Below are 22,306 nucleotides of genomic sequence, written 5' to 3' on the forward strand. Positions count from 1 at the left end.
AAACCGGTCGTTCAGGTCGGCCGAAGGTGCTCGCAGTCGCCCGCGTGCACTCGCGTTTTTCCATCGTCCGTCTCCACGACGAGCGTGCCCGGCCGTTCGACATCGACGGCGACGCCTTCGACGACGCCCGTCGCCGTGTGGACCCGAACTCGCTGCCCGAGCGTGTCCGCTCGCTCGCGCCACGCCGGAAGCACCGATTCGAGGTCGGCGGCGAGTTCGCTGAACCGTTCGAGCACCCGCTGGACGAACACCCGGCGTTCGACCTCGCCCGCTTCGGCTGAGACGCTCGTCGCACCCTCGGGCAGTGTCGCTGGGTCGAGGTTGACGTTGATGCCGACGCCGATGACGAGCCACGAGACTCTGTCGGCTTCCCCTTCCATCTCGGTGAGGATGCCGGAGAGTTTTCGGTAGCCGTGGGTTGACTCTGTTTCTTCGTTCGCTTCGCTCATTTCATTCGCGGAGACGTTGTCAGCATTCGCTGACATGCCTCCACTCGCTTCGCTCGTGGAGACTACGTCGGACGCTTGCGCGCCCGACGAGTTATCGCTCGCAGCACGCTCCCGCGTGCTGCTCACGATAATGTCGTTCGGCCACTTGATTCCCGCATCCACACCCGCTTCGCGCGCCGCATCGCACACCGCAACTGCCATCGCCAGCGTGTACAACGGCGCGTAGGCGGGCGGTTCGTCCGGCCGAATCAAGAGACTCATCCAGACGCCGCCGTCGGGGGCGGTCCACTCGCGGTTCTTTCGGCCTCTGCTGGCCGACTGCTCGCGGGCGACGACGGCGACGTTTTCTCTTCCTTCGGTGGCGAGTTCGCGCGCTCGGTCGTTCGACGACCCGAGCACCTCGTGGAACTCGATGTCGTAGTCGGCGTCGAGTCCGTACTCGATTGCCCGGCCGCCGTACTCCGGAACCGCGGTGACGGCGTAGCCGTCTCCCGTGCTCTCGATTTCGAAGCCGTCGTCGCGGAGGGCTTCGACGTGTTTCCAGACCGCCGCCCGAGAGATTCCGAGTCGGTCGGCGAGGGCCGGACCGGAGATGGGACCCTCGGCGAGTGCGGACAGCAGGGCGCGCCGGCTATCGCTCATACGCTCGCTACTCGGGCGCACGAAAAGAGGTTCGCGGTTTGTACCCTATTCGAGGACGAGCAGCACGTCGCCCATGTCCACGCTGTCGCCCTCGCCGACGAGGACCTGCGAGACGGTGCCGCCGCGCTCGGAGACCACGTCGTTCTCCATCTTCATCGCTTCGAGGACGCACACCGTGTCGCCGGGTTCGACTTCGTCGCCCTCCTCGACTTCGACCGAGAGAATCGTCCCCTGCATCTCGGCGGTGACCTGCTCGCCGTCGCCTTCGATGACTTGCTGGCCGTCGTTGCCGGAGTCGTTGCGCTTGCGCGGGCCGGACGGCTTCGAGTTACCCGACGCGTTGCCCAGTGGGATTGCGGGCGCGCCGCGCTCTTCGAGACTGACCTCGAAGCGCTTGCCGTTGACTTCGACCGTGAACGTTCGCTCGGTCACGTCTTCGTCGTCGTCGTCCGACGAGACGTCTTCGGGCGACCAGCGCTCGACTGCGGCCTGAATGCGCTCGGATTCGAGTTCCTCGTCGAGGTACTTCGTCGTGTGCGTGCCGTTGCGGAACTCCTCGTCGGTGAGCATGAGGCGATGGAACGGAATCACCGTGCGGATGCCTTCGATGTCGAATTCGGCGAGTGCGCGCTCACCGCGGATGATTGCCTCCTCGCGGTCGGAGCCGGTGACGATGAGTTTCGCAATCATCGAGTCGTAGTCGCCGCCGATTTCGTCGCCCTGACGGACGGCGTCGTCCATGCGGACGCCGATGCCGCCCGGCGGGTCGTAGGTGACGAGCGTGCCCGTCGCGGGCGCGAAGTTCTTCTCGGGGGCTTCGGCGTTGATGCGGAACTCGATGGAGTGGCCTTCGATTTCCACGTCGTCCTGTTCGAAGTCGAGTTCTTCGCCGGCGGCGACGCGAATCTGCCACTTGACGATGTCGAGACCGGTGACCTGCTCGCTCACCGTGTGTTCGACCTGAATCCGCGTGTTCACTTCCATGAAGTAGAACTCGCCGTCTTCGACGAGGAACTCCACAGTACCGGCGTTGGTGTAGTCGGCGGCCTTGACGCCGCGGCGGGCGGCCTCGCCGATTTCCTCGCGGAGTTCGTCGGTGAGCGCCGGAGAGGGTGCCTCCTCGATGACCTTCTGGTGACGGCGCTGGAGCGAACAGTCGCGCTCGCCGAGGTGGCGGACGTTGCCGTGCTCGTCGGCGAGAATCTGGACTTCGATGTGGCGCGGCGCTTCGAGGTACTTCTCGACGTAGACCGAAGCGTTGCCGAAGTAGGCTTCACCCTCGCGCTGTGCCGTCTCGAACTGGTCGTCAACCTCCTCCTCGGAGCGGACGACCTTCAGGCCGCGGCCACCGCCGCCACCTTCTGCCTTGATGGCGACCGGGTAGCCGTACTCGTCGGCGACTTGCTTGACCTCGTCGGCGGATTCCGCGGGTTCGGTCGTCCCGGGGACGACGGGCACGTCGGCGTCCTGCATCAGCGCGCGCGCCTTCGTCTTCTCGCCGAGGCGTTCCATGGCGGCCGCCGAGGGGCCAATCCAGACGAACTCGCTCTCTTCGACCTTGCGAGCGAACTCGGCGTTCTCCGCGAGGAACCCGTAACCGGGGTGGATAGCGTCCGCGCCTGCCTTGCGCGCGGCCTCCAAGACGGCTTCGTGGTCGAGGTACGAGTCGGCCGCGCGAGCGGGACCGATGTTGTACGCTTCGTCGGCGTAGCGGACGTGTCCGCCGTGCTTGTCAGCCTCGCTGTAGACCGCCACGGTTCGGACGCCTAACTCCTCGCAGGCCCGCATTACTCGGACTGCGATCTCGCCTCGATTGGCGACGAGAACCTTACTGAACATTTGCGGTAGACTATCAGGGAACTACACGTTATTCTATCGATTACCAACGCACGTCGGATAGCCGTTCGACGATTGACGTTTTACGTGTTCGACCGTGATGGAACCGGCGGCAAACCTGACGCTCGCCCGCGATATCGGGCGATTCTCGGCAATTACTGCGCCGCAAACCCAAACGGCCTTATGTGTGTGATACACTAAGTCACGGCTAATGGCAGTACGAGTCGGAATCCTCGGCGCAACCGGTGCGGTCGGACAGCGATTCATCCAACTACTCGAAGACCACCCGGTCTTCGAACTCGCCGCGCTCACCGCGAGCGAGGCGAGCGCAGGAAAGCAATACAAGGAAGCCGCGAAGTGGCGCGTCAACACGCCCATCCCGGACGACATCGCCGAGATGGAAGTCGTCGGCACCGACCCCTCCGAGGTCGGCGACGACGTTGACCTTCTGTTCTCGTCGCTCCCCTCCTCGGTCGCCGCGGAGGTCGAACCCGACTTCCTCGAAGCGGGCTACGTCGTCTCTTCGAACTCTTCGAACGACCGGATGGCACCCGACGTGCCGCTGACGATTCCCGAAATCAACGCCGAGCACCTCGACCTCATCGAAGTCCAGCGCGACGAGCGCGGCTGGGACGGCGCGCTCGTGAAGAACCCCAACTGCTCGACCATCACGATGGTGCCGACGCTCGCCGCGCTCGACCAGTTCGGTCTCGACCGCGTCCACGTCACGACGCTCCAAGCCGTCTCCGGCGCGGGCTACGACGGCGTCACCTCGATGGAGATTATCGACAACGCCATCCCGCACATCGGCGGCGAAGAAGAGAAGATGGAGACCGAATCGCGCAAGCTCCTCGGCTCGTTCGACGGCGCGGAAGTCGCCCTCCACGACGCCGAAGTCAACGCCTCCTGTAACCGGATTCCGACGCTCGACGGCCACCTCGAAAGCGTCTTCGCCGACCTCGCCGAGGACGCCACGCCCGACGACGTCGCGGCCGCGATGCGCGAGTTCCCCGGTATCGACCTCCCGAGCGCGCCCGACCAACTCATCCACGTCTTCGAAGACAGTTCCCGGCCACAGCCACGTCTCGACCGCATGCGCGGCGACGGCATGCAGGTCTCGGCCGGCGGCATCCAAGCGACGGCCAACGGCGTCAAGTACAACTGTCTCGCTCACAACACGATTCGCGGTGCGGCGGGCGCCTCGGTCCTCAACGGCGAACTGCTCGTCGAAGAAGGCTGGATTTAGACTACAACCAGCGTTTCTCGTCGGCTTCGTTTGCTGCGGTCATCTCTTTCCACTCGTCCACGAGCAACCCGTATCGGAGCACGTCGATGTGCTCGCCATCGACGAAGCCCTGTTCGCGGTGGTGGCCCTCTTTCTCGAAGCCGACCTTCTCCAACACCGCCGACGACGCGGGGTTCGTCTCGTAGACGTTCGCGTACACCTTGTGCAGTCCGCGCTCGTCGAAGGCGTAGCCACACATCGTTCGCAGTGCGTCCGTCGCGTAGCCGTTACCCCACTCACTCGGCGCAATCATGTAGCCGACTTCGGCCACGCCCGCGTCGTTCGGCGGCTTGAGTCCGATGGTACCGACGGTCTCGCCCGCTACTGCGACGATGAAATTGATACTGCCGTCCTTTCCGCGGGCTTCGACCCACTTGCGCTCTTGACTTCGCGTGATTGGGTCGAGCGCGGCGATGCCACGTCGGATTCGCGGGTCGTTGACCAGGTCGTGGAGGAAGTCCACGTCGTCGCCGTCTACGGTTCGCAACTCGATTTCGTCGCCGTCGAGGAACAGTGCTCCGGGCATTCCCTCACTGTTTCGAGCCCAGCCACTTGAATCAGATAGCCACCGTTTTCAGCGAGCGACCGCAGACTCGGGAGTGTGCCACGACGAGCTATCGAGACGGGTGTCGCCGCGGGCGGTCTCTTTGCGGTGCTCGGACTCATCGCGTGGGTCACCGGTCAACCCTTCGTCTTCCCGAGTCTCGGGCCCTCGGCGTTCGCCCTCGCGTTCGAAACACGGCGTGAGAAGGTCCGTCCACGACGCGTCGTCGGCAGCCACCTGATTGGCGCGCTCGCCGGGTTCGCGGCGTACTCGGTGCTCGCCTCGGGCGTCTCGCTGACTGCTGTTCCACCCGCGTTGTCGATTGCCGGCCTGCAGTTGATTCTCAGCGGCGTCGTCTCGGTCGTTGTGACTGGGTGGGGGATGCTGGTGACGGACACCGTCCACCCGCCCGCGTGTGCGACGACGTTGATTGTGTCCCTCGGGTTGCTATCGTCGGCTTTTGACGTGGGTGTGATTGTAGTGAGCGTAGTCGGGTTGGTTGCGGTGAGCGAATTGCTTGAGTAGTCGCCACTTCGAGAGACCAGTTTCGCGGAGATGACGTGTTACTTGGATTGAATACCATTTCTTCACACTCTGCACGGAATTGCACGTATGACACTGGTCGTTCCGTTCGACGGGTCGGAACTCGCCGAGGCGGCGCTCGTCCGTGGCGCGGAGTTCGGTACCGTGTTCGACGAAGGCGTAGTTGCTGTGACTGTGATTCCGGAGAGAAACACCAACTACGCACGCGAGCGGGGATGGATTGGACAGGAGGAATCCTTCGATATCGATGCTATCGTCTCCACCTTACGGGACCGAGTCGCGGAACGCTGTCCGGACGCCGAGTTCGAACACGTCGTCGTGGACCGCCATGCACCCTCGGGGACGATTGCGCGCGCGATTCGCTCGCTCGCGCGCAACAGAGACGCCTCGATGGTGTTCGTCGGCAGCGACAACGCCGGGCACTTCGTCTCGTCGGTGAGTACCGTCGGCGGCAACGTCGCCAGCGACGACGCCTACGACGTGGTCATCGTCCGGACTCCAATTTCAGCGAAGCGTACCGAGTGAAATAGAGTTACTCAGCGCTCTCGAGCAGATTGTACGGGTTCCCGTACAGGTCTACGATGTTCGCGTGGGTACCCCACGGCATCTCTTCGGGTTCTAACGTTATCTCGACGCCACGGTCTCTCAGTTCTGCGACCGTCGCGCGGCAGTCGTCAACGGCGAGCACCGTCGGGGTCGCCTTCCCGATGCGGTCTCGCATCTCGGCGGCTTGCGCCTCGCCGAACTCGTCGGTCGGTTGTTGGAGGGCGATTTCTACGTCGCCGCCCTCGGGTGCGACCGTCACCCAGCGCATGCCGGGTTCGTAGGCTTCGTCGTCGCGGAGTTCGAAGCCGAGTTTGTCGGTGTACCACTCGATTGCTTCGTCCGCGTCTTCGACGAGCACGGTGACGTGTGTGAGGTCCGAAATCATCGAGATAGTGTAGGCTCGCTACGAGGTTAAGGCGGATGTAGGGAGTGAAAGTAGAGGTCCTGACTGTCTCGATATCCTGACGGTCACCGTGGTTTTTGGGTGTCCCCGCGAACGATAGACGAGACGGAGTTCTACAAGAGTGCGGCCTCCCAGACTTGCGTCTTACTGCAAGTCTCGGAGGAGGCGAACGCAGTGGAAGGAAGTGATTGACAATTTGCTACCCACGAGTGTGTGCCTCTGACTGCCGCAAGTGCCAATTGATTTTCAGTAATATGGGTTTTTCGCCCGTGAGTGAGGTTAAAAAAATTATTCGGCCGACGGATCTGCGGTCGTAACTAAGGTCAGCCCTCTCGCGGGAGGCCGCTCTTCCTTCGACGTTCGGCACGCAGAGAATGTTGGAAATCGAATGCGGTTACTTCGACTCGCTCGGCTCTTTTCGTCGATACTGCGCATCGAGCAGGGACACACCCTCCCACTCATCAATTCACGTGAATGAACACAACGTTCTTGTCATCGAAGTTTGATGATGTGGCAATGAGTCAGAGGGATATCCCCCAAGCGCAGGCCGACCTCGTCTCGTTGCACGAAGGCGAGGAGGTGCTGGGAACCGTTTCGTTTCATTGGCTCAATTGGTTGGGCCAAATCGTCATCGGACTCGTCGCGCTCCCCCTGTTCGGTCTCGGACTGCCAGTGCTGTTTCTCGTGCATCGAGCCTGGAAGAAGAGCGGTTGCATCGTCACGGACAAACGAATCATCCACATGATGGCCGACATTGGCTCGGTCGAGACGATCGAGATTCGATGGGACGACATCAGGAGTATCTCCACCTACGAAGCGTTCGGCGGCGGCGGCGTGAAACTCGATACCGGTGCGGGTGAGATTGCGATTAAGGTTACGAACCCCAGAGAGATGGCCAGTGTGCTTCGTGAAGAGATGAACCGGCACTCGGCGGCGTGAGGTAATTTTTCTGGCAGAGGAGTAGTGTTTACCAGAGTCGATTAGTCAGGAATAGTGTAGTAAGTTCATCGATCGAATAAGAGTATATCTGTTGATATGAATCGTTATAGTCTAGCCTTGTTTGCTATTCAGTGTGCCAATCACTGAACAAGTAATACAGATATTAAACAGCAATGCAACAGGAAATCTTGTTCTACTACTAGCGGCCGTGGTGGGTGTTGTTGGAAATTATGGTCTTTACTTACGGAAACGAAATAACCGAGCGAAGACTCTTCGGAGGTCCCTGTATTCTGAAATCACTAGTATGAGGCCCGTTGTTCAAGCCATGCATCGAGAAAAAGATGCAATCTCAATGGACCCACTAGACCCACGAAGTTTCCTGATCGACTCCGTATACCAAGCATCTTCTGACGAGTTGGGGTTACTGACCGAAAGCGAAGTCTCGGCAGTAGTGGATTTCTATAGCACTGCGATTAGCATCCAACGAATTATTGGTGACAATTTCCACACGGCCTATGACCAAGTTGATAGGAGAGATTTACTTTTTAAATTAGATGAAGCACAGTATCAGTTGAAACAGCACATAGATTTCACATCTAGATCAGAATTTAATCAACAGCTTGAGCCTGAAAAAGTGCGCCAGTAGATCAATACTGAAGTGTGACATCAAGTGAAATGTTCTGAGTAGTATCGCGGCCCAATTGACCGTAGTCTGTTACTGAGATGCGATTAACTCTTGCTGTATCTGCTTTACGCTGAGTGAATTCACATGAAGCAATTGCGTATTTATACCCAGAAACTATGTTAGCCCTGTTCGGAAACAGCCTTGAAAGGAATTCGTCCTTCTGATACAATGGGTTCTCGCAGATGACTTGGTCAATATATCCATCTCTCCCCTCAATACAATCTTTTACATCCACGGTGACGCTTGAAATTGATTTTCCCGAAAGCATCTGAGTAGTTGGATTCCACGGTTTTCCAGTACCGAATTCAAGCCCAGTACGGGCAAAGAACTCATCTAGCCGGCCGTCGTTCAACGGGAGTCCGTCAAGAATAAGTCGAATCTCGAAGTGCCTAAAGTCTCGATGTGCTGCTGAACCTCGTGTTCTAGTAGGTTTCCAAGGATTAGCATTGATGACGAGGTAATCGCCAGTACCGAGTAGTTGAATGTAAATGGCGGATTCGTTCTTATATCTCTCAAGAGCAAAATCCTCAGGCACGGACTCATAGCGCTCAACTTGGTTTTGAAGCTGTTCATGGAATTCGTCAATCCCACTTCCAACCCAACTGCCGTTCGACTGATGGATAACGTAATGACCAGAGTCAATGTGACTTGACACAATCTTTGATTCTGAAAGCTGTTTGAATAGCTCCTTGATACGACCGTTATTTGGTTGAGGAAGCCTACACTGGTAAAGATAAAGTTGGTAATCTACGATGAATTGGTGCTCGTAGAAAGTTGCAACTTTAGAAATATGTCCTCCTGGAACCGGTATGAAAACAGGACCGTCGGTTTGCAAGTCCATTTGTGACTGTCTCAAATCCAAGTTTCACAGTCACTCACATTAGATTATCTACACTCATGTAAGCGAGTCTGGCCAGTATAGAATTTAATGTATGCACTGAGTGGAATTGCGTGTTACTTGATTCTTCAAGATGGATTCTTTTTAACTCGGCGTGGCTACGGACTTTGTCTACATTATTGTACCGCGAAGCGAGCAACGCGAGCCTTCGCGGCCTTTTTTGGTCCAGATTTTTACGAGGCGGGTTCCCGCAACGAGCCGAAGGCTCGTGAGGAAACCCAACGAAGTAAAAAGGTGGAGTGGGACCGCTGAGAATTGAACAGCGGAAGACGGTCACCTCGCTACGCTCGGTGCTGCGACTTCCTGGCTCAATGCTCAGCGGACGGCATCATTCACTCAACACAGTGTGTCTCGCCGGGGTCCTACGGACCCACGGCTCGCGGATTTGTGTTGAGAGAAATGTATGGGACCGCTGAGAATTGAACTCAGGTCCTACCGACCCCATCGGCAGAGGATACCACTACCCCACGGTCCCAGGGTGCATTCAAAGCGATGCGTGTCTCGCGGTTAAGCCCTTCGTTTCGTTGCAAGCCCGAGACGCCATAGCGTGCGATTGCGTTTCACACGACGGGGCGACAACACCTTTACTCGTGCCGGACGACGTGACAACTGAATGCCACCCGTACTCGACACGATTCCATTCGACGTCCTCTACTTCGTCACCGCGGCGATACTCGTCGGTGCGGTCGGGTACGGCGTCGTCCGGTGGCTCACGAGCGACGACAGCTCGCCACCACCCGAGTCGAAACCGGCGGAATCGTACGGCTATCCGCTCGCGTCGTGGCGGTACGTCTACGACGTGGACAAAGACGGGGCGAAGCGCGAGCTACAGTCGGTTCACGAGCAGGCCGAGACGCTCTCGAAAGCCGACGAAAAGCGTCGCTAAATCAGCACGCGTTCGAGCGAGACGACTTCGCCTTCTTCAGCCTCCGCATCGCCGACGAGTCTTCCGAGACAGACAACAGCGCCATCGTCGGTGTAGCAGGCGACGAGGTCACCGTGTGAGGCGTCCGAATCGACGTCGAACACGCCGGGAGCGTACACGGGCGCGCCGTGGGCGACTTCGCGGGCGGCTGAGCGAGCGATGGTCACCGACGGGAGGTGCGTCAGTGCGCGCTCGGCGGGCGCGACGACGTCCCGAATCCACGATTCGTCGCCCTCCTCGGCGAAGACGAGTGCGTCCTGGAGGTTGTAGAGATTCACGAGCGTCGAGTCGTCGAACGGGTCGGTCGCGGTGCGGCGGAGATGGCCCATGTGGCCGCCGGTCCCGAGAGCGAGACCGATGTCGTGACACACCTTGCGGATGTAGGTGCCCGACTCACACCGAATACGGAGGAGTGCCTGTCGGTCCTGCACTTCGAGGAGGTCGAGGTCGTAGATTTCGCGGGCGCGGAGGCGACGTGAGACGGCCGACTTGCGGGGCGGTTTCTGGTACAGTTTCGTCTCGAACTCGGCGACGGTCGAATCGATGTCGGCGGGTGCCGGTCCGTGGAGTTCGAGCACCGAGACGTACTCTTTCGAGCCTTCGAGGAACACCTGCGCCATTCGGGTGGCGTCGCCCAGAAGGATGGGGAGACAGCCCGTGACTTTGGGGTCGAGCGTACCCGAGTGGGCAGCGCGCTCACGGCCAGTCATATCGCGGACCCACCCGGTCACTTGGTGGGCCGACGGCCCCGGCGGCTTGTCGAGGTTGACGACGCCGAACGAGAGCAGGTCGTCGAGCGTCCGATGTTCGGGTGGGTCACGAAGCATGGTTAGAAGTCGTAGCGAACGCCTTCGACGGGGTACTTGCCTTCGTCGTCCGCAGGGTCGTAGGCTTCGACCGCCGCGGTGATGATTGCGGGCACGTCGGCTTCGCCCCAGCGGGCCGTGTTGAGCGCGATATCGTAGATAGAGAGGTCCGTAATGTCGATGCCGTAGTACTCCTGATAGCGCAGGCCTTCGCTTTCCTCACGCGTCGTCGTCTCCTCGCGGGCGAGTTCGACCGACTTGTCCTCGCGGTCGGCGATGCGCTCGGCGCGGACGGAGACTGGGGCGTCCAACCAGAATCGAAGGTCGGCTTCGTCGCCGGCGAGCCAGCCAGCGAGTCGAGATTCGAGGAGTACGTCGTCGCGTTCGACCGCGATGGTTCGGAGTCGGCGGTCGAGGTCGCGGTCGATTTGGTCGTCTTCCTCGGCGAGTTTGTTGAACTCGACGGCCGTCATGTCGCGCTCTGCGGCGAGTTCTCGGAAGATGTCCCCGCCGCTGATGTGTTCGAGGTCGAACGCCTCGGCGAGTGCGGCGGCCGTGGTACTCTTTCCGCTTCCCGGTGGCCCGGAGACGGTCAGTAACATATGCATGCTGAGAGCGGTCGGCTAAAAGGTGTTATCGTTAGCGTCCGACCCTGTGGGGGCTTCTCACGGCGGTCTTCGAGCGTCGGTCTCCCGGTTCGAGAAAGAGAGAGTCGAGTCTTACGCGCTCGACGGCGTCATGTCGATGTTGAGACCCTTGCGGATGATCTGGGTGAAGCCCATCGAACAGAGGAAGTACCAGATAATCCACGCCTGCATCGGGCCGAGGACCGCGTCTTTCCACGCGACAGTCCCGATCATCGGGAGCACGAGCGGTTCGAGCGTGACGTGCGGTTGGGCGTTCGCCCCGCCGACGCCGATGGCCCAGTACATCCAGAGGAACACCGGGATGGTGAGGAACATAATCCACACCATCGGCCGGAACTGCTCTTTGAACATGCCCATCTGGTCGCCCATGGCCTCCATCTGCTCTTCTTGAATCTTTTCGAGCGCCGCGTCGTCGCCGCGTTCTTTGGCGTCTTTCTGCCGCTTCTGGATCTCTTTCATCCGCTCTTGGTACTTGCCCATCTTCTCCATGTCCATGAGGTTCGCCTGCAAGAGCGTCGAGTAGAGACCCGTCGCCAGTGCGAGCACCATCACGACGGCGTAGAACGGGAGCATCGTCGCCAGCGGGCCGAGGAACACGTCCATGACGCCGCCGATGACGTCCCGAACTTCGGAGACGGAGTAGCCGAGGAAGAGACCGACCGTGACGACGGCCGCGCCTTTGTCGTACTTCGACCACGAGGAGTCACCGGTATCCACGGACGTCGAGGTTGCGGAGGCCGACCCCGAGTCCTCGTCCGGCGCTTCGAGTCCAGCGCGGGTCGCATCGGCATCAGCCAGTTTGAAGCCTTCGTCGCCATCGACGAGGATGCCCTTCTCGATGAGGCGGCCCCACTGGCCGCTCGTCAGCTCGTCGCGGACGTCCGCCCACGCGACTTCGCCGTCGTCCGCCCGTTCGAGGACGGTTTCGACCGCATCGCGCATGTCGGCGTCCGAACCGACGAGCTCGCGCACCTTCGATTCGATTCGTGCCATTACCCTGCCTTGGCAACCGGGCGTTATCAAGGTTTTACTCTGCGATTGACGCGTCCGCACGGCTCGTCGGGGGAGTTCGCCGCGAAAAAAGCGAGCGTCGGTGCGCAGTTACGCGTCGTCGAGGACCGCTTCGATGTCGTCGAAAACCTCGTCCGGCGTCTGCTCGCCGTCGATTTCCACGAGCACGCCTTCGTCGCGGTAGTGCTCGATGACGGGTTCGGTGTTCTCCTCGAAGACCGAGAGTCGCTCGCGGACGGTCTCTTCGGTGTCGTCGTCGCGCTGAACGAGTTCGCCACCGCACTCGTCACAGACACCCTCCTCTTCGGGCTGGTTGAACTTCACGTGGAAGTTCGTGCCGCACTCCGAGCAGACGCGACGGCCGGTGAGGCGCTCGACGAGTTCGTCTTCGGCGACCTTCAGGTAGAGCACGGCGTCGAGGTCCGTAATCTCCGTGAGGTACTCCGCCTGCGAGAGGTTGCGCGGGTAGCCGTCGAGGACGTAGCCGTCGGCGTCTGCGAGCGCCGCCTCGACGATTTCGTTGACCATGCCGTCGGGGACGAGTTCGCCCTTCTCCATGAACGAACGCGGCGTGCCGTACTCCGTCTCCATGTCCTTGTTCGCGCGAAGCGCGTCACCGGTCGTGACGTGCTCCACGTCGTACGTTTCGGCCAGTCGCTTCGACTGAGTGCCCTTGCCAGCGCCGGGTGCGCCGAGCAGCAGGATGCGCTTTCCCATACCCGACCCGTCCCGGCGAGAGCATATAGTGTTGAAGAAAGCAACTCACATCTGCGAGATTGTATCCGAGAGAAAGCAGAAATTGTTGCTGCATCTTCTCGCATCGACACGTTCTTCCCCTCAATTCGGGCTTGTCTTCCAGCGATTGTTGCCGATTCCGCCGACACAGAGCGACAGTTTCAACGCGGAGAATCTCTTGGCACCAATCGATGCGTGATACATCGACGAATTCGGACACCCTCACGCAACTCTGCGCTCGGTGGTGTTCACTAGAGCGCGGTTGGCGAGCAACGCTCCTCGGACCCGCACTCGTGACCATCGTCGCCGTGGGAACGCCGTGAGCGCGGCGGGCCGAAGTCGGGTCCGACGACTCCTCCCGGGAGTCGGCCTGCTCGTCGTGCTCGCGGCTGGGTCGATGCTCGTCGCGGGCGTCGTCCCCGGCGTCAACGCGCTCTTGCTCGGCGTCTTCTTCGGCGCACTCGTCGCCAACACCGTCGGCGTCCCCGAGTGGGCGGAGGCGGGCGTCGGCACGCAAAAACTCCTCCTCGAAACCGGTATCGTCCTTCTGGGTGCGCGTATCGCGCTCGACGAACTTGCCGCCTCCGGCCCGGTCGTTCTCGGTCTCGTCGTCGTAACCGTCGTCGCCGGCGTCGGCTTCGTCGAACTCCTCGCGGGACGCGTGTTCGGACTCGCCGAGAAGACGAGTTCGCTCCTCGCCGCGAGCGCGAGCGTCTGCGGCGTCTCGGCGGCGACAGCCATCGCCGGAACCATCGAAGCCGATGGCGAGTCACTCGCCCACGTCGTCGCCGCGGTGCTCCTGTTCGACGCACTTACCCTCGCCTTGTTCCCCATCGCGGGCGACCTGCTCCCGCTCTCCGGCCAGGAGTTCGGCGTCTGGGTCGGACTGAGCATGTTCAGCACCGGTCCCGTCACCGCCGCCGGGTTCGCCCACTCGGCAGTCGCCGGGCAGTGGGCCACGGTCACCAAACTCGCGCGCAACTCGATGCTCGGCGCGGTCGCCCTGTGGTACGCGTTCCGCTACGCCGACGGCGAAACCGACAGCCTCCGCGGTCTCCTCGATGGCGTCCCGCGATTTCTGGTCGGCTTCGGTCTCGTCGCGGGTCTCACCAACAGCGGCGTGCTCTCTGCCGACGCCCTCGCCGCCATCGACACCGCGAGCGACACGCTGTTCGCGCTGGCGTTCGTCGGACTCGGACTCGACGTTCGCCTCGCCGCGATGCGCGAAACCGGTCTCACCCCCGTCGCAGTCCTCGCTGCACAACTCCTCGCGGTCAGCGCGGTGTCGCTCGCGCTCGTCACGGCGCTGCTTTGAGGCCCCACGGCGACCCACGACCCCCGGCGACGACGCGGGTGGCTTTTGTACCGAGACGGAGTACCGGCAGGTATGACGAGATTCGAGGCGGCCACCACACGCGAGCGACGAAAACTCTTCGCCGACGCCGTCGTTGCCCACCGCAACCGCGGCAGCGCGTTTCTCACCGTCGAAGCCGACTACGACCCGGACGTTGACGGCGAAGACGCCCCGGCACCGTGGATTCAGTTCGCCGACCGGACGTTCAACATGGACGTGACCGACGACGAACTTGAAAAGTTGAAGGGAATGTTGTCCTCGTACCCGGAGTTCCGTATCGACCAACTCGAAAGTCCAGAGACCGCAGAGGGGACGAACGTCCGAATCACCGCACGTTCCGATGCGAACCGACTCGCCGCGTTCACCGATGACGCGTTTCAGACCGTCTACGGCCGCGACGAGGACTATCGCGCGTGGGTCGTCGCGGTTTGAACCAAGAATCTAACGAACGTCTATTTTCTTGCCGAATTTCCCCGTCGCATTCGGCAGGTTTGCGAACTTCTAAACCAATTCACGTCCAAGCGCCCACTATGGATTCCCGACGGTCACATTGTCTGGGTGGATCTCACGGCACCGTGCGGTCCGCTCCCGCCGGGTGGAACCGACCGAAGAACACCTCTGAAAGCCCGCTCACAGGTAATGACTGAGACAGTCGAGTCACTGTTCGCTCGGCCGCTGTTGCCGATTGCGAACGAAGCGGACGCCACCGCGACGTGTCGTGCCGCCTTCCCGCACATCGCCGGCCAACACGGACAGGCAACTGTCGTTCACGTCATCGAAAAAGCGGGCGGCGCACCGGACAAAGCAGGCGTCGAGCAACGCGAAGAACTCGCCGACGAAGTGTTCGACATCGTCGCTCGAATCGCCGACGAGTTCGGTCTCGACGTGAAGACCGAACTTCGCTTTGCGACCGACGTCGCCGAAGAGATTCTGGACGTCGCCGACGAGACTGACGCCACGGCAATCGTCTTTTCACCCCGCGAGGGTCGCGGGTGGTGGGACCTGTTTTCGGGCGACGTACGCAAGCACCTCGTCCACAACGATGAGCGACCGGTCGTCGTCCTTCCGGGGAGCGACGAGACGGAACCAGATTCGACGACCGACGACGGTGACCGATGACTGACGAAGAACTCGCCAAAGACCTCGGCCCGCTCGCGGCACTGACGATCGGTATCGGGACGATGATCGGAGCAGGCATCTTCGTCCTTCCCGGCGCGGCAGTCGCCCAGGCGGGACCGCTCGCCGCCGTCGCGTTCATCCTCGGCGGCGTCATCGCCCTCCTCACCGCCGCATCGGCCAGCGAACTCGGGACGGCGATGCCGAAATCGGGCGGCGCGTACTACTACATCAACCACGCGCTCGGACCCCTGTTCGGCAGCGTCGCCGGGTGGGGTAACTGGATGGGTCTCGCCTTCGCCTCGGCGTTCTACATGACCGGCTTCGGCCAGTACGTCGTGACGTTCCTCGACGTCCCGAGCCTCTCGCTCGGGGTCGTCACCATCTCCGGCGTCAAACTCGTCGCGCTCGCCGGTGGATTGCTCTTCGTCTTCATCAACTACGTGGGGGCGAAAGAGACGGGGACGCTCCAGAACGTCATCGTCATCATCCTCTTGGGGATTCTCGCGGTATTCACCGTCTTCGGCCTGTTGAACGCGGACATCTCGAAGCTTCGCCCAATCGTCCCGCCGGACAAGGGCGTCTCGCCGCTGCTCCCCGTGACGGGTCTCATCTTCGTCTCCTACCTCGGATTCGTCCAGATTACGTCCGTCGCAGAGGAGATCAAAGACCCCGGACGCAACCTCCCGCGTGCGGTCCTCGGGAGCGTCATCATCGTCACTGCGGTGTACGCACTCGTCCTCGTCACGGTGCTCGCCGCAGTCGATAACAGCCTCGTCGCCAACAACGACACCGCCGTCGTGGACGTTGCACGCTTACTCATCGGGCCGGTCGGCGCGATTGCGATGCTCATCGGTGGGTTGCTGGCGACTGCATCGAGCGCGAACGCGTCGATTCTCGCCTCCTCGCGCATCAACTTCGCCATGGGTCGTGACCGACTCGTCTCGACCGAACTCAACGAGATACACCCGCGGTTCGGCACGCCGTATCGCTCGATTGCGATTACGGGCGGGTTCATCCTGCTGTTCATCCTCCTCGCGGACGTGAACACGCTGGCGAGCGCCGGAAGCGTGCTGCACCTCATCATCTACGGGCTGTTGAACGTCGCGCTCATCGTGATGCGCGTCGCCGACCCCGAGGACTACCAACCGGATTACACGGTGCCGTTCTACCCGATTACGCCAATCGTCGGCGCGATTACGTCGTTCGCACTCATCGCGTTCTTCGCCGACACGATCGTCCTGCTCGCGCTCGGATTCGTCGTGTTCGCCATGCTCTGGTACGCCGTGTACGCCCGCGGGAAGGCGACCAAGACCGGCATCCTCGCAAAGACGGTGCTCCAACGCTCCGAAAAACTCCCGGACGCCGCGGTGTCGGCCGCGACGAGCGTTCAACCCGACGGCGGGTATCGCGTCTTGGTTCCGCTGGCGAACCCTGAGAGCCAACGCGACCTCGTCCAACTCGCCGGGTCGCTCGCAAAGAACCGCGGTGGCACGCTCGTCGGTGTCCACATCGTGCAGGTCCCGGACCAGACCGCACTCGCCTCCGCGAAAGCCGAGTACGACTTCTCCGAGGCCGACCAACTCCTCGAATCGGCGCGCGAGAGCGCACAAGCGATGGACGTGCCGTTCGAGACGCACACCGTCCTCTCACACCGGTCGTTCGAGGAAGTGTTCGACGCCGCCGAGACGTACAACGCCGACCTGATGGTGATGGGCTGGGGACCGACTCACGGCTCTCCCGGCCGCGCAGAGAGCGCACTCGACGAAATCACGAGTTCGCTCCCCTACGACGTGCTGGTGCTGAAAGACCGCGGATTCGACCCTTCGGACATCCTCGTGCCGACCGCCGGTGGGCCGGACTCCGACCTCTCGGCGTCGATTGCGCACGCCTTCCGCGAGGTGTACGATTCGAACATCACGCTCCTCCACGTCGCCGACGACGTGCAGGCGGGTGAATCGTTCCTCAGTGAGTGGGCCGCCGAGCGCAACTTAGCCGACGCGAACCTCGCCGTCGAGTCCGGTGACGTCGAGCACATCATCGAATCCTACGCCGCGGATTCGTCGCTCGTCATCATCGGTGCGACCGAGCGCGGACTGCTCTCGCGTCTCCTCAGCGGGACGCTCGTCATGGACGTCGTGGACGACGTGTCCTGTTCGGTCCTCCTCGCCGAACAGACACGCCAGCGGAAACTCCGCGAACGTCTGTTCGGGTAACAGCAGCGCTCACTCAGCGATTTTTCCGCTACGTGTCGGTCAGCTTGCCGGGGAACATTTGATGGTTGACGACGTAGCCAGTTGCATGTCAACGTCATCGGGGGTGGGTTGCAGCGACGTCGCACTACCCACTGCGGCGGACGGGCGAATGGTCGATGTCGGCGACGTCTCACTGTACGTCGTCGAAGCGGGACCGGAAGACGGAGAACTCGTCGTCTTGCTTCACGGGTTCCCAGAGTGTTGGTACGCGTGGGCGGACTACATCCGACCACTCTCCGAAGCGGGCTATCGTGTCGTCATCCCCGACCAACGCGGCTACAACCGGAGTGACAAACCGGACGGAGTCAACGCCTATCGAATGGACGAACTCGCGGGTGATATCGTCGGTCTCATCGACGCCTACGGGAGGAGACGGGCGCACATCGTCGGCCACGACTGGGGTGGCGCGGTCGCGTGGTGGGTCGCACTCACCGACGAGGACCGCGTCCACTCGCTGTCCGTCATCAACCTACCCCACCCGAGCGTCTTCGCCCGTCACCTTCGGCGCGACCCGAGACAACAACTGCGCAGTTGGTACGTCCTGTTCTTCCAACTCCCGAAGCTTCCCGAACTCCTCACTCCGCTTCGAAACTGGGAGACGCTCCATCGCGTGATGGACGACTCGGCGCTGCCGGGGACGTTCTCTCCGACGGACTTCGAGCACTACCGCACCGCGTGGAGCGCCCCCGGCGCGTACAACGCGATGGTCAACTGGTATCGCGCACTCGTTCGAGAGCGCCCGACACCGCCGAAGCAATCGGTCGGCGTCCCAACGCTCGTCCTCTGGGGGGCGAAAGATGGGTTCCTGTCTCGACAGATGGCCCGCGAGAGCCTCCGCTACTGCGACGATGGCCACCTCAGGGTCTTCGAGGATGCGACCCACTGGGTACACCACGAAGAGCCAGTCGCCGTCGCACACTGTCTCGTCGAACACCTCGACGACCGGTGGCGAACCCCGAACAACACCCCCGACGAGGCCGGCCGTCGCGTTATTTAATCCCCACTTGCAACTAGCAAACAGTTTCTTCGCTGTGATTTTCCTATATAGCTCCATCGAGAAGACTTAGCGACTTACTTGTACTCCGAGCGAAACTACACAGGTGACGCGGTCAGTCCGGTGGTGGGACATTTCATACCCCTTCGAACCGATTCCGCGTCGTTCTTCATGAGCGTGGGACGGGGGACCGTCCCATCTTCCCACATCCCGAGTGAAACGACTGCTTCGCCTCGACGCAGATGAGTACGTTCTTACTCGCTCGTGTCCGAATTCGTGTATGACAGACCTCGGAAAGGTCGATCGCGGCTTTTTCGCCGAGTACATCTACCCTCGACTCGGCGCACACCGTGACGACGTGGCTCTCGGGCCGACCCACGGCGTCGATTTCGGTCTCCTCGACCTCGATGGAACGGCCGTCGCGCTCGCAACCGACCCCGTCTCTATCCTCCCGGCACTCGGGTTCGACCGCGCGGCCAGATTCGCACTCGATATCATCCTCACCGACGTCGCCGTCTCGGGTCTCGACCCCTCGCACCTCGCAATCTCCTTTACGCTCCCGCCCGAGATGACCGACGACGAGTTCGCAACCCTCTGGGCCGCCCTGCACGAGGAGGCCGACGACCTCGGCATCTCCATCGTCACCGGCCACACCGCCCGCTACGGCGGGTGTTCGTATCCGTGGATTGGCGGGGCGACCGCGCTCGCAGTCGGCGACCACGAAGACGTGGTTCGCCCGGACGGCGCACGCCCCGGCGACGACCTGCTCGTCACGAACGGTCCCGCCGTCGAGACGACCGGTCTCCTCACGACACTCTTCCCCGACGGGTTCGACGGACTCGACGCCGAGACGCTCGCCACCGCACAGGAGCGATTAGACGAGACCGGCGGCGTCCGCGACGCGATGACCATCTCGGCGGCGGGCGGACGGGGCGTCCACGCCATGCACGACGCCACCGAAGGCGGCGTCCACGGCGCGCTCACCGAAGTCGCCGACACCGCGGGCGTCCGTCTCGAACTCGACTCGTCGAGCATCCCGATGCGCCCCGGCGTCCGCGAGGTGTGCGACTACCTCGATATCGACCCGTGGCGCTCGACCACCGCCGGCACGCTCCTCGTGGCGTGCGACCCCGGGGTGACCGACGACGTGGTCTCGGCCCTCACCGACCGCGGAACCGCTGTCGGCGTCGCCGGAACCGTCACCGAAGGCTCGGGCGTCGTCATCGATGGCGAGGAGATAGAGCGACCCACGGGCGACCCGTCGTGGGACGCCTACGAGCGACTCGCGCGCGAAACCGAGTAGTCAGAGGCCTGTTTTCAGAAGCCAGTCTTCACGGCGTCCGCAACCCTGTCGAGCGCGTCGTCCGCGGCATCGACGCTCGCGGTCAGACTCAAGAACCCGTGAGGCATGGCCGGTTCGTGGTCGTGGACGGCTTCGACGCCCGCATCTCGGAGTGCCGTCGCGTACGCCGCGCCCTCGTCTCGAAGCGGGTCGAATCCCGCCGTGACGACGTAGGCGGGCGGCAAGTCGGCGTGCGATGGTGCGCGGAGCGGGGCCGCGAAAGGGTTTCGTCGGTCGATTTTTGAGTCCAGATACGTCTCGTGTGCCCACGCGACGTCACGCCGTGTGAGCAGCGGTCCCGCGGCGTTCTCGTCCAGCGAGGCGTGTTCCAGCGACAGGTCGGTTATCGGATACAGGAGGAACTGGCTCGCAATCGTTGGCCCGCCGAACTCGCGCACGGAGAGACACGTCGCGGCCGCGAGGTTGCCGCCGGCGCTGGTTCCCGCGACGGAAATCGATGCGGAATCAGCACCAATCGAGTCGCCGTGTTCGGCGACCCACTCGACCGCCGCAACGCAGTCTTCGAGTCCCGCCGGGAACGGATGCTCCGGGGCGAGTCTGTAATCGACCGAGACGACGACGCACTCGGCGCGAACGGCGAGTCGCCGACAGACGCCGTCGATGGAGTCCAGCGTCCCCATCGCCCACAGGCCGCCGTGGAAGAAGACGAGTACTGGGCGCTGTTCGCCGGGCGCGGGATGATACACGCGAATCGGGATTTCGCCAGCGGGTCCGGAGATAGCGAAGTCGGTGACGCGCGCGACCGCGGGTGCGTCGCTCGCCGCGAACACCTCGTCTTCGATGCGGCGGGCGCTGTCGATGTCCAGCGCGGACCACTCGGGGATACCCAACTGCGAGACGTCGTCAACGACCGCTTGGGCCTGCGGGTCGAGTTCGTCCGCCGCAGGCGCAGACGCGACACCAAATTCCTCGTTCATACACCCCCGGCGGGGCGAACCGAAAAAAGCCCGACGCTACCGGGTCACGAAGTTACTTCTCGCGCCCACCCGTCTGTCGGCCATGGACGGCGACCACGATATCTCTCTTTCCGACGCCCGCGAACGTGACGCGTCGGACCCGCTTTCGGACCTCCGAGACCGCTTTTCGATTCCCGACGGCGAGTTGTACATGGACGGCAACTCGCTCGGTCTCCTCTCGGAAGATGCGGAGGCAGCATTGGACCGCGCGGTCGAACAGTGGCGCGAACTCGGGATTCGCGGGTGGACCGACGCCGACCCCGACTGGTTCACCTACGGCGAGCGACTCGGTGAGCGACTCGCCCCCCTCGTCGGCGCGACGGCCGAAGAAGTCGTCGTCGCCAACTCCACGACGGTCAACATCCACGCGCTCGTCGGCACGTTCTACGACCCCGACCGCGGCGAGAAAATCGTCGTCGATTCGCTCGACTTCCCGACCGACCACTACGCGATTCGCGCGCAACTCCGAAGCCATGGGATGGACCCCGACGAGGCCCTCCGCGTGGTCGAAAGCAGAGACGGTCGAACCATCGAGACCGAGGACGTACTCGACGCAATCGACGAGAACGTGGGGATGGTGTTTCTCCCCTCCGTGCTGTATCGGAGCGGCCAGTTGTTCGATATCGAGACCATCACCGACGCGGCCCACGACGCGGGCGCACTCGCCGGATTCGACCTCGCGCACTCGGTGGGCGTGATTCCGCATTCGCTCTCAGCAGTTGGCGTGGACTTCGCCGTCTGGTGCCACTACAAGTATCTCAACGCCGGTCCGGGTGCGATTGCCGGTCTCTACGTCAACGAGCGCCATTTCGGAACTACGCCCGCACTCGCCGGATGGTGGGGCAACGACAAAGCGACGCAGTTCGATATGGAATTGACGTACGACCCCGCCCACTCGGCGGGCGCATTTCAGGTTGGGACGATTCCAATTCTATCCGCTGCGCCGCTCGACGGTGCGCTCGATATCGTGGAGGACGCCGGCGGCGTCGGAGCACTCCGCGAGAAGTCGCTCGAACTCACCGATTTCCTCATCGAACTCGTGGACGAGCGACTGCCGGAGTGCGAGGTCGGAACTCCCCGCGACCACGACGCCCGTGGCGGCCACGTCGCGGTCGAACACGACGAAGCCTACCGCATCAGTCTGGCGCTGAAAGAACGCGGCGTTATCGTCGATTACCGCGTGCCGAACGTCGTTCGAATCGCGCCGTCGCCCGCGTACATCGGGTTCGAAGACGTGTACCGGACAGTCGAACATCTGCGAGAGATTTTGGATGGAAGTGAGTACGAGGAATTCGAGCGACGAAGTGCCGGCGTGACGTGAGAGGCCGCAGGGTCGTCGGGTCTCGAACGGCAAACGGCGGTCCCATTGGAATG

The 22,306-nt window shown here is 62.1% G+C and carries 23 protein-coding genes and 1 tRNA gene; 13 read left to right on the plus strand and 11 right to left on the minus strand.

All coding sequences use genetic code 11. The annotated features are described in order from the left end of the window. Window positions 1-11: 11 nt before the first annotated feature. Both ACFQJC_RS02315 and pccA read right to left on the minus strand, forming a co-directional pair. On the minus strand, window positions 12-1,091 hold the full coding sequence (locus ACFQJC_RS02315) for a biotin--[acetyl-CoA-carboxylase] ligase (RefSeq protein WP_390221634.1): 1,080 nt from the start codon (window positions 1,089-1,091) through the stop codon (window positions 12-14). A gap of 45 nt (window positions 1,092-1,136) precedes the next feature. Beyond that, window positions 1,137-2,930, minus strand: a complete 1,794-nt coding sequence (gene pccA / locus ACFQJC_RS02320) for a propionyl-CoA carboxylase biotin carboxylase/biotin-carboxyl carrier subunit (protein WP_390221635.1) — start codon at window positions 2,928-2,930, stop codon at window positions 1,137-1,139. A 208-nt stretch (window positions 2,931-3,138) separates the two neighbouring features. Between pccA and asd the strand changes: the two genes are divergently transcribed. Next, entirely contained in the window at window positions 3,139-4,173 is a 1,035-nt protein-coding gene (gene asd, locus ACFQJC_RS02325; protein ID WP_390221636.1) for an aspartate-semialdehyde dehydrogenase, read from the plus strand. Between the two features lies 1 nt (window position 4,174). Here asd and ACFQJC_RS02330 read toward each other — a convergent pair whose 3' ends face one another. Further along, window positions 4,175-4,738, minus strand: coding sequence for a GNAT family N-acetyltransferase (locus ACFQJC_RS02330; RefSeq protein ID WP_390221637.1), 564 nt, complete (start codon window positions 4,736-4,738; stop codon window positions 4,175-4,177). Between the two features lie 75 nt (window positions 4,739-4,813). Here ACFQJC_RS02330 and ACFQJC_RS02335 point away from each other — a divergent pair, with 75 nt between their 5' ends. Further along, a complete protein-coding gene (locus ACFQJC_RS02335) occupies window positions 4,814-5,281 on the plus strand; it encodes an HPP family protein (protein ID WP_390221638.1) in 468 nt (155 codons plus the stop codon). 87 nt (window positions 5,282-5,368) lie between these two features. Further along, window positions 5,369-5,824: a universal stress protein gene (locus tag ACFQJC_RS02340; RefSeq protein ID WP_390221639.1), complete on the plus strand. Its 456-nt coding sequence runs from the start codon at window positions 5,369-5,371 to the stop codon at window positions 5,822-5,824. Window positions 5,825-5,831: 7 nt separating this feature from the next. On the opposite strand, the gene ACFQJC_RS02345 is transcribed toward ACFQJC_RS02340, so the two are convergent. Continuing rightward, window positions 5,832-6,230: a VOC family protein gene (locus tag ACFQJC_RS02345; RefSeq protein WP_390221640.1), complete on the minus strand. Its 399-nt coding sequence runs from the start codon at window positions 6,228-6,230 to the stop codon at window positions 5,832-5,834. Window positions 6,231-6,764: 534 nt separating this feature from the next. On the opposite strand from ACFQJC_RS02345, the gene ACFQJC_RS02350 reads away from it, so the two are divergent. Further along, on the plus strand, window positions 6,765-7,187 hold the full coding sequence (locus ACFQJC_RS02350; protein WP_390221641.1) for a PH domain-containing protein: 423 nt from the start codon (window positions 6,765-6,767) through the stop codon (window positions 7,185-7,187). A 133-nt stretch (window positions 7,188-7,320) separates the two neighbouring features. After that, a complete protein-coding gene (locus ACFQJC_RS02355) occupies window positions 7,321-7,833 on the plus strand; it encodes a hypothetical protein (protein WP_390221642.1) in 513 nt (170 codons plus the stop codon). A 1-nt stretch (window position 7,834) separates the two neighbouring features. Here the strand turns inward: ACFQJC_RS02355 and ACFQJC_RS02360 are convergent, their stop codons facing one another. Next, window positions 7,835-8,713: a hypothetical protein gene (locus tag ACFQJC_RS02360; protein ID WP_390221643.1), complete on the minus strand. Its 879-nt coding sequence runs from the start codon at window positions 8,711-8,713 to the stop codon at window positions 7,835-7,837. Window positions 8,714-9,174: 461 nt separating this feature from the next. Then, window positions 9,175-9,245 (minus strand) — tRNA-Pro (locus tag ACFQJC_RS02365). A 138-nt stretch (window positions 9,246-9,383) separates the two neighbouring features. Between ACFQJC_RS02365 and ACFQJC_RS02370 the strand changes: the two genes are divergently transcribed. Continuing rightward, window positions 9,384-9,656 (plus strand): hypothetical protein, encoded by a 273-nt coding sequence (locus ACFQJC_RS02370; RefSeq protein WP_390221644.1) that lies wholly within the window; start codon window positions 9,384-9,386, stop codon window positions 9,654-9,656. Here the strand turns inward: ACFQJC_RS02370 and ACFQJC_RS02375 are convergent. The 4 genes from ACFQJC_RS02375 to ACFQJC_RS02390 form a co-directional block, all read right to left on the minus strand. Beyond that, window positions 9,653-10,522: an RNA-guided pseudouridylation complex pseudouridine synthase subunit Cbf5 gene (locus ACFQJC_RS02375; RefSeq protein WP_390221645.1), complete on the minus strand. Its 870-nt coding sequence runs from the start codon at window positions 10,520-10,522 to the stop codon at window positions 9,653-9,655. The two genes, ACFQJC_RS02370 and ACFQJC_RS02375, sit on opposite strands and share 4 nt — an antisense overlap. A 2-nt stretch (window positions 10,523-10,524) precedes the next feature. Continuing rightward, window positions 10,525-11,103: a (d)CMP kinase gene (cmk, locus tag ACFQJC_RS02380; RefSeq protein WP_390221646.1), complete on the minus strand. Its 579-nt coding sequence runs from the start codon at window positions 11,101-11,103 to the stop codon at window positions 10,525-10,527. Between the two features lie 117 nt (window positions 11,104-11,220). After that, the gene (locus ACFQJC_RS02385; RefSeq protein ID WP_390221647.1) at window positions 11,221-12,141 is read right to left on the minus strand and encodes a DUF106 domain-containing protein; all 921 of its coding nucleotides are present in this window, start codon (window positions 12,139-12,141) and stop codon (window positions 11,221-11,223) included. Window positions 12,142-12,249: 108 nt separating this feature from the next. Continuing rightward, a complete protein-coding gene (locus ACFQJC_RS02390; RefSeq protein ID WP_390221648.1) occupies window positions 12,250-12,876 on the minus strand; it encodes an adenylate kinase in 627 nt (208 codons plus the stop codon). A gap of 337 nt (window positions 12,877-13,213) precedes the next feature. On the opposite strand from ACFQJC_RS02390, the gene ACFQJC_RS02395 reads away from it, so the two are divergent. From ACFQJC_RS02395 to ACFQJC_RS02420, 6 genes are all read left to right on the plus strand, one after another. Continuing rightward, window positions 13,214-14,209: a YeiH family protein gene (locus ACFQJC_RS02395; RefSeq protein WP_390221649.1), complete on the plus strand. Its 996-nt coding sequence runs from the start codon at window positions 13,214-13,216 to the stop codon at window positions 14,207-14,209. A gap of 72 nt (window positions 14,210-14,281) precedes the next feature. Continuing rightward, complete coding sequence (locus ACFQJC_RS02400; protein WP_390221650.1) at window positions 14,282-14,680, plus strand: hypothetical protein; 399 nt, start codon at window positions 14,282-14,284, stop codon at window positions 14,678-14,680. Window positions 14,681-14,887: 207 nt separating this feature from the next. After that, on the plus strand, window positions 14,888-15,367 hold the full coding sequence (locus tag ACFQJC_RS02405; RefSeq protein WP_390221651.1) for a universal stress protein: 480 nt from the start codon (window positions 14,888-14,890) through the stop codon (window positions 15,365-15,367). Continuing rightward, window positions 15,364-17,580: an amino acid permease gene (locus ACFQJC_RS02410; protein ID WP_390221652.1), complete on the plus strand. Its 2,217-nt coding sequence runs from the start codon at window positions 15,364-15,366 to the stop codon at window positions 17,578-17,580. Before ACFQJC_RS02405 ends, ACFQJC_RS02410 begins: the two co-directional genes overlap by 4 nt. Window positions 17,581-17,665: 85 nt before the next feature. Further along, window positions 17,666-18,616: an alpha/beta fold hydrolase gene (locus tag ACFQJC_RS02415; protein ID WP_390221653.1), complete on the plus strand. Its 951-nt coding sequence runs from the start codon at window positions 17,666-17,668 to the stop codon at window positions 18,614-18,616. 277 nt (window positions 18,617-18,893) lie between these two features. After that, the gene (locus ACFQJC_RS02420; RefSeq protein WP_390221654.1) at window positions 18,894-19,916 is read left to right on the plus strand and encodes an AIR synthase family protein; all 1,023 of its coding nucleotides are present in this window, start codon (window positions 18,894-18,896) and stop codon (window positions 19,914-19,916) included. 14 nt (window positions 19,917-19,930) lie between these two features. On the opposite strand, the gene ACFQJC_RS02425 is transcribed toward ACFQJC_RS02420, so the two are convergent. Next, entirely contained in the window at window positions 19,931-20,893 is a 963-nt protein-coding gene (locus ACFQJC_RS02425; RefSeq protein ID WP_390221655.1) for an alpha/beta hydrolase, read from the minus strand. Between the two features lie 82 nt (window positions 20,894-20,975). On the opposite strand from ACFQJC_RS02425, the gene kynU reads away from it, so the two are divergent. Next, window positions 20,976-22,253: a kynureninase gene (gene kynU, locus ACFQJC_RS02430; protein ID WP_390221656.1), complete on the plus strand. Its 1,278-nt coding sequence runs from the start codon at window positions 20,976-20,978 to the stop codon at window positions 22,251-22,253. The last annotated feature ends 53 nt before the right edge of the window (window positions 22,254-22,306 follow it).

The sequence above is a fragment of the Haloferax namakaokahaiae genome, assembly GCF_042663225.1.
Classification (GTDB): Archaea; Halobacteriota; Halobacteria; order Halobacteriales; family Haloferacaceae; genus Haloferax; species Haloferax namakaokahaiae.

Coding starts and splice junctions, on each gene's coding strand:
- ACFQJC_RS02315 (WP_390221634.1), bottom strand. CDS start 1,091: ATGAGCGATAGCCGGCGCGCCCTGCTGTCCGCACTCGCCGAGGGTCCC.
- pccA (WP_390221635.1), bottom strand. CDS start 2,930: ATGTTCAGTAAGGTTCTCGTCGCCAATCGAGGCGAGATCGCAGTCCGA.
- asd (WP_390221636.1), top strand. CDS start 3,139: ATGGCAGTACGAGTCGGAATCCTCGGCGCAACCGGTGCGGTCGGACAG.
- ACFQJC_RS02330 (WP_390221637.1), bottom strand. CDS start 4,738: ATGCCCGGAGCACTGTTCCTCGACGGCGACGAAATCGAGTTGCGAACC.
- ACFQJC_RS02340 (WP_390221639.1), top strand. CDS start 5,369: ATGACACTGGTCGTTCCGTTCGACGGGTCGGAACTCGCCGAGGCGGCG.
- ACFQJC_RS02345 (WP_390221640.1), bottom strand. CDS start 6,230: ATGATTTCGGACCTCACACACGTCACCGTGCTCGTCGAAGACGCGGAC.
- ACFQJC_RS02350 (WP_390221641.1), top strand. CDS start 6,765: ATGAGTCAGAGGGATATCCCCCAAGCGCAGGCCGACCTCGTCTCGTTG.
- ACFQJC_RS02360 (WP_390221643.1), bottom strand. CDS start 8,713: ATGGACTTGCAAACCGACGGTCCTGTTTTCATACCGGTTCCAGGAGGA.
- ACFQJC_RS02370 (WP_390221644.1), top strand. CDS start 9,384: ATGCCACCCGTACTCGACACGATTCCATTCGACGTCCTCTACTTCGTC.
- ACFQJC_RS02375 (WP_390221645.1), bottom strand. CDS start 10,522: ATGCTTCGTGACCCACCCGAACATCGGACGCTCGACGACCTGCTCTCG.
- cmk (WP_390221646.1), bottom strand. CDS start 11,103: ATGTTACTGACCGTCTCCGGGCCACCGGGAAGCGGAAAGAGTACCACG.
- ACFQJC_RS02385 (WP_390221647.1), bottom strand. CDS start 12,141: ATGGCACGAATCGAATCGAAGGTGCGCGAGCTCGTCGGTTCGGACGCC.
- ACFQJC_RS02390 (WP_390221648.1), bottom strand. CDS start 12,876: ATGGGAAAGCGCATCCTGCTGCTCGGCGCACCCGGCGCTGGCAAGGGC.
- ACFQJC_RS02400 (WP_390221650.1), top strand. CDS start 14,282: ATGACGAGATTCGAGGCGGCCACCACACGCGAGCGACGAAAACTCTTC.
- ACFQJC_RS02405 (WP_390221651.1), top strand. CDS start 14,888: ATGACTGAGACAGTCGAGTCACTGTTCGCTCGGCCGCTGTTGCCGATT.
- ACFQJC_RS02410 (WP_390221652.1), top strand. CDS start 15,364: ATGACTGACGAAGAACTCGCCAAAGACCTCGGCCCGCTCGCGGCACTG.
- ACFQJC_RS02415 (WP_390221653.1), top strand. CDS start 17,666: ATGTCAACGTCATCGGGGGTGGGTTGCAGCGACGTCGCACTACCCACT.
- ACFQJC_RS02420 (WP_390221654.1), top strand. CDS start 18,894: ATGACAGACCTCGGAAAGGTCGATCGCGGCTTTTTCGCCGAGTACATC.
- ACFQJC_RS02425 (WP_390221655.1), bottom strand. CDS start 20,893: ATGAACGAGGAATTTGGTGTCGCGTCTGCGCCTGCGGCGGACGAACTC.
- kynU (WP_390221656.1), top strand. CDS start 20,976: ATGGACGGCGACCACGATATCTCTCTTTCCGACGCCCGCGAACGTGAC.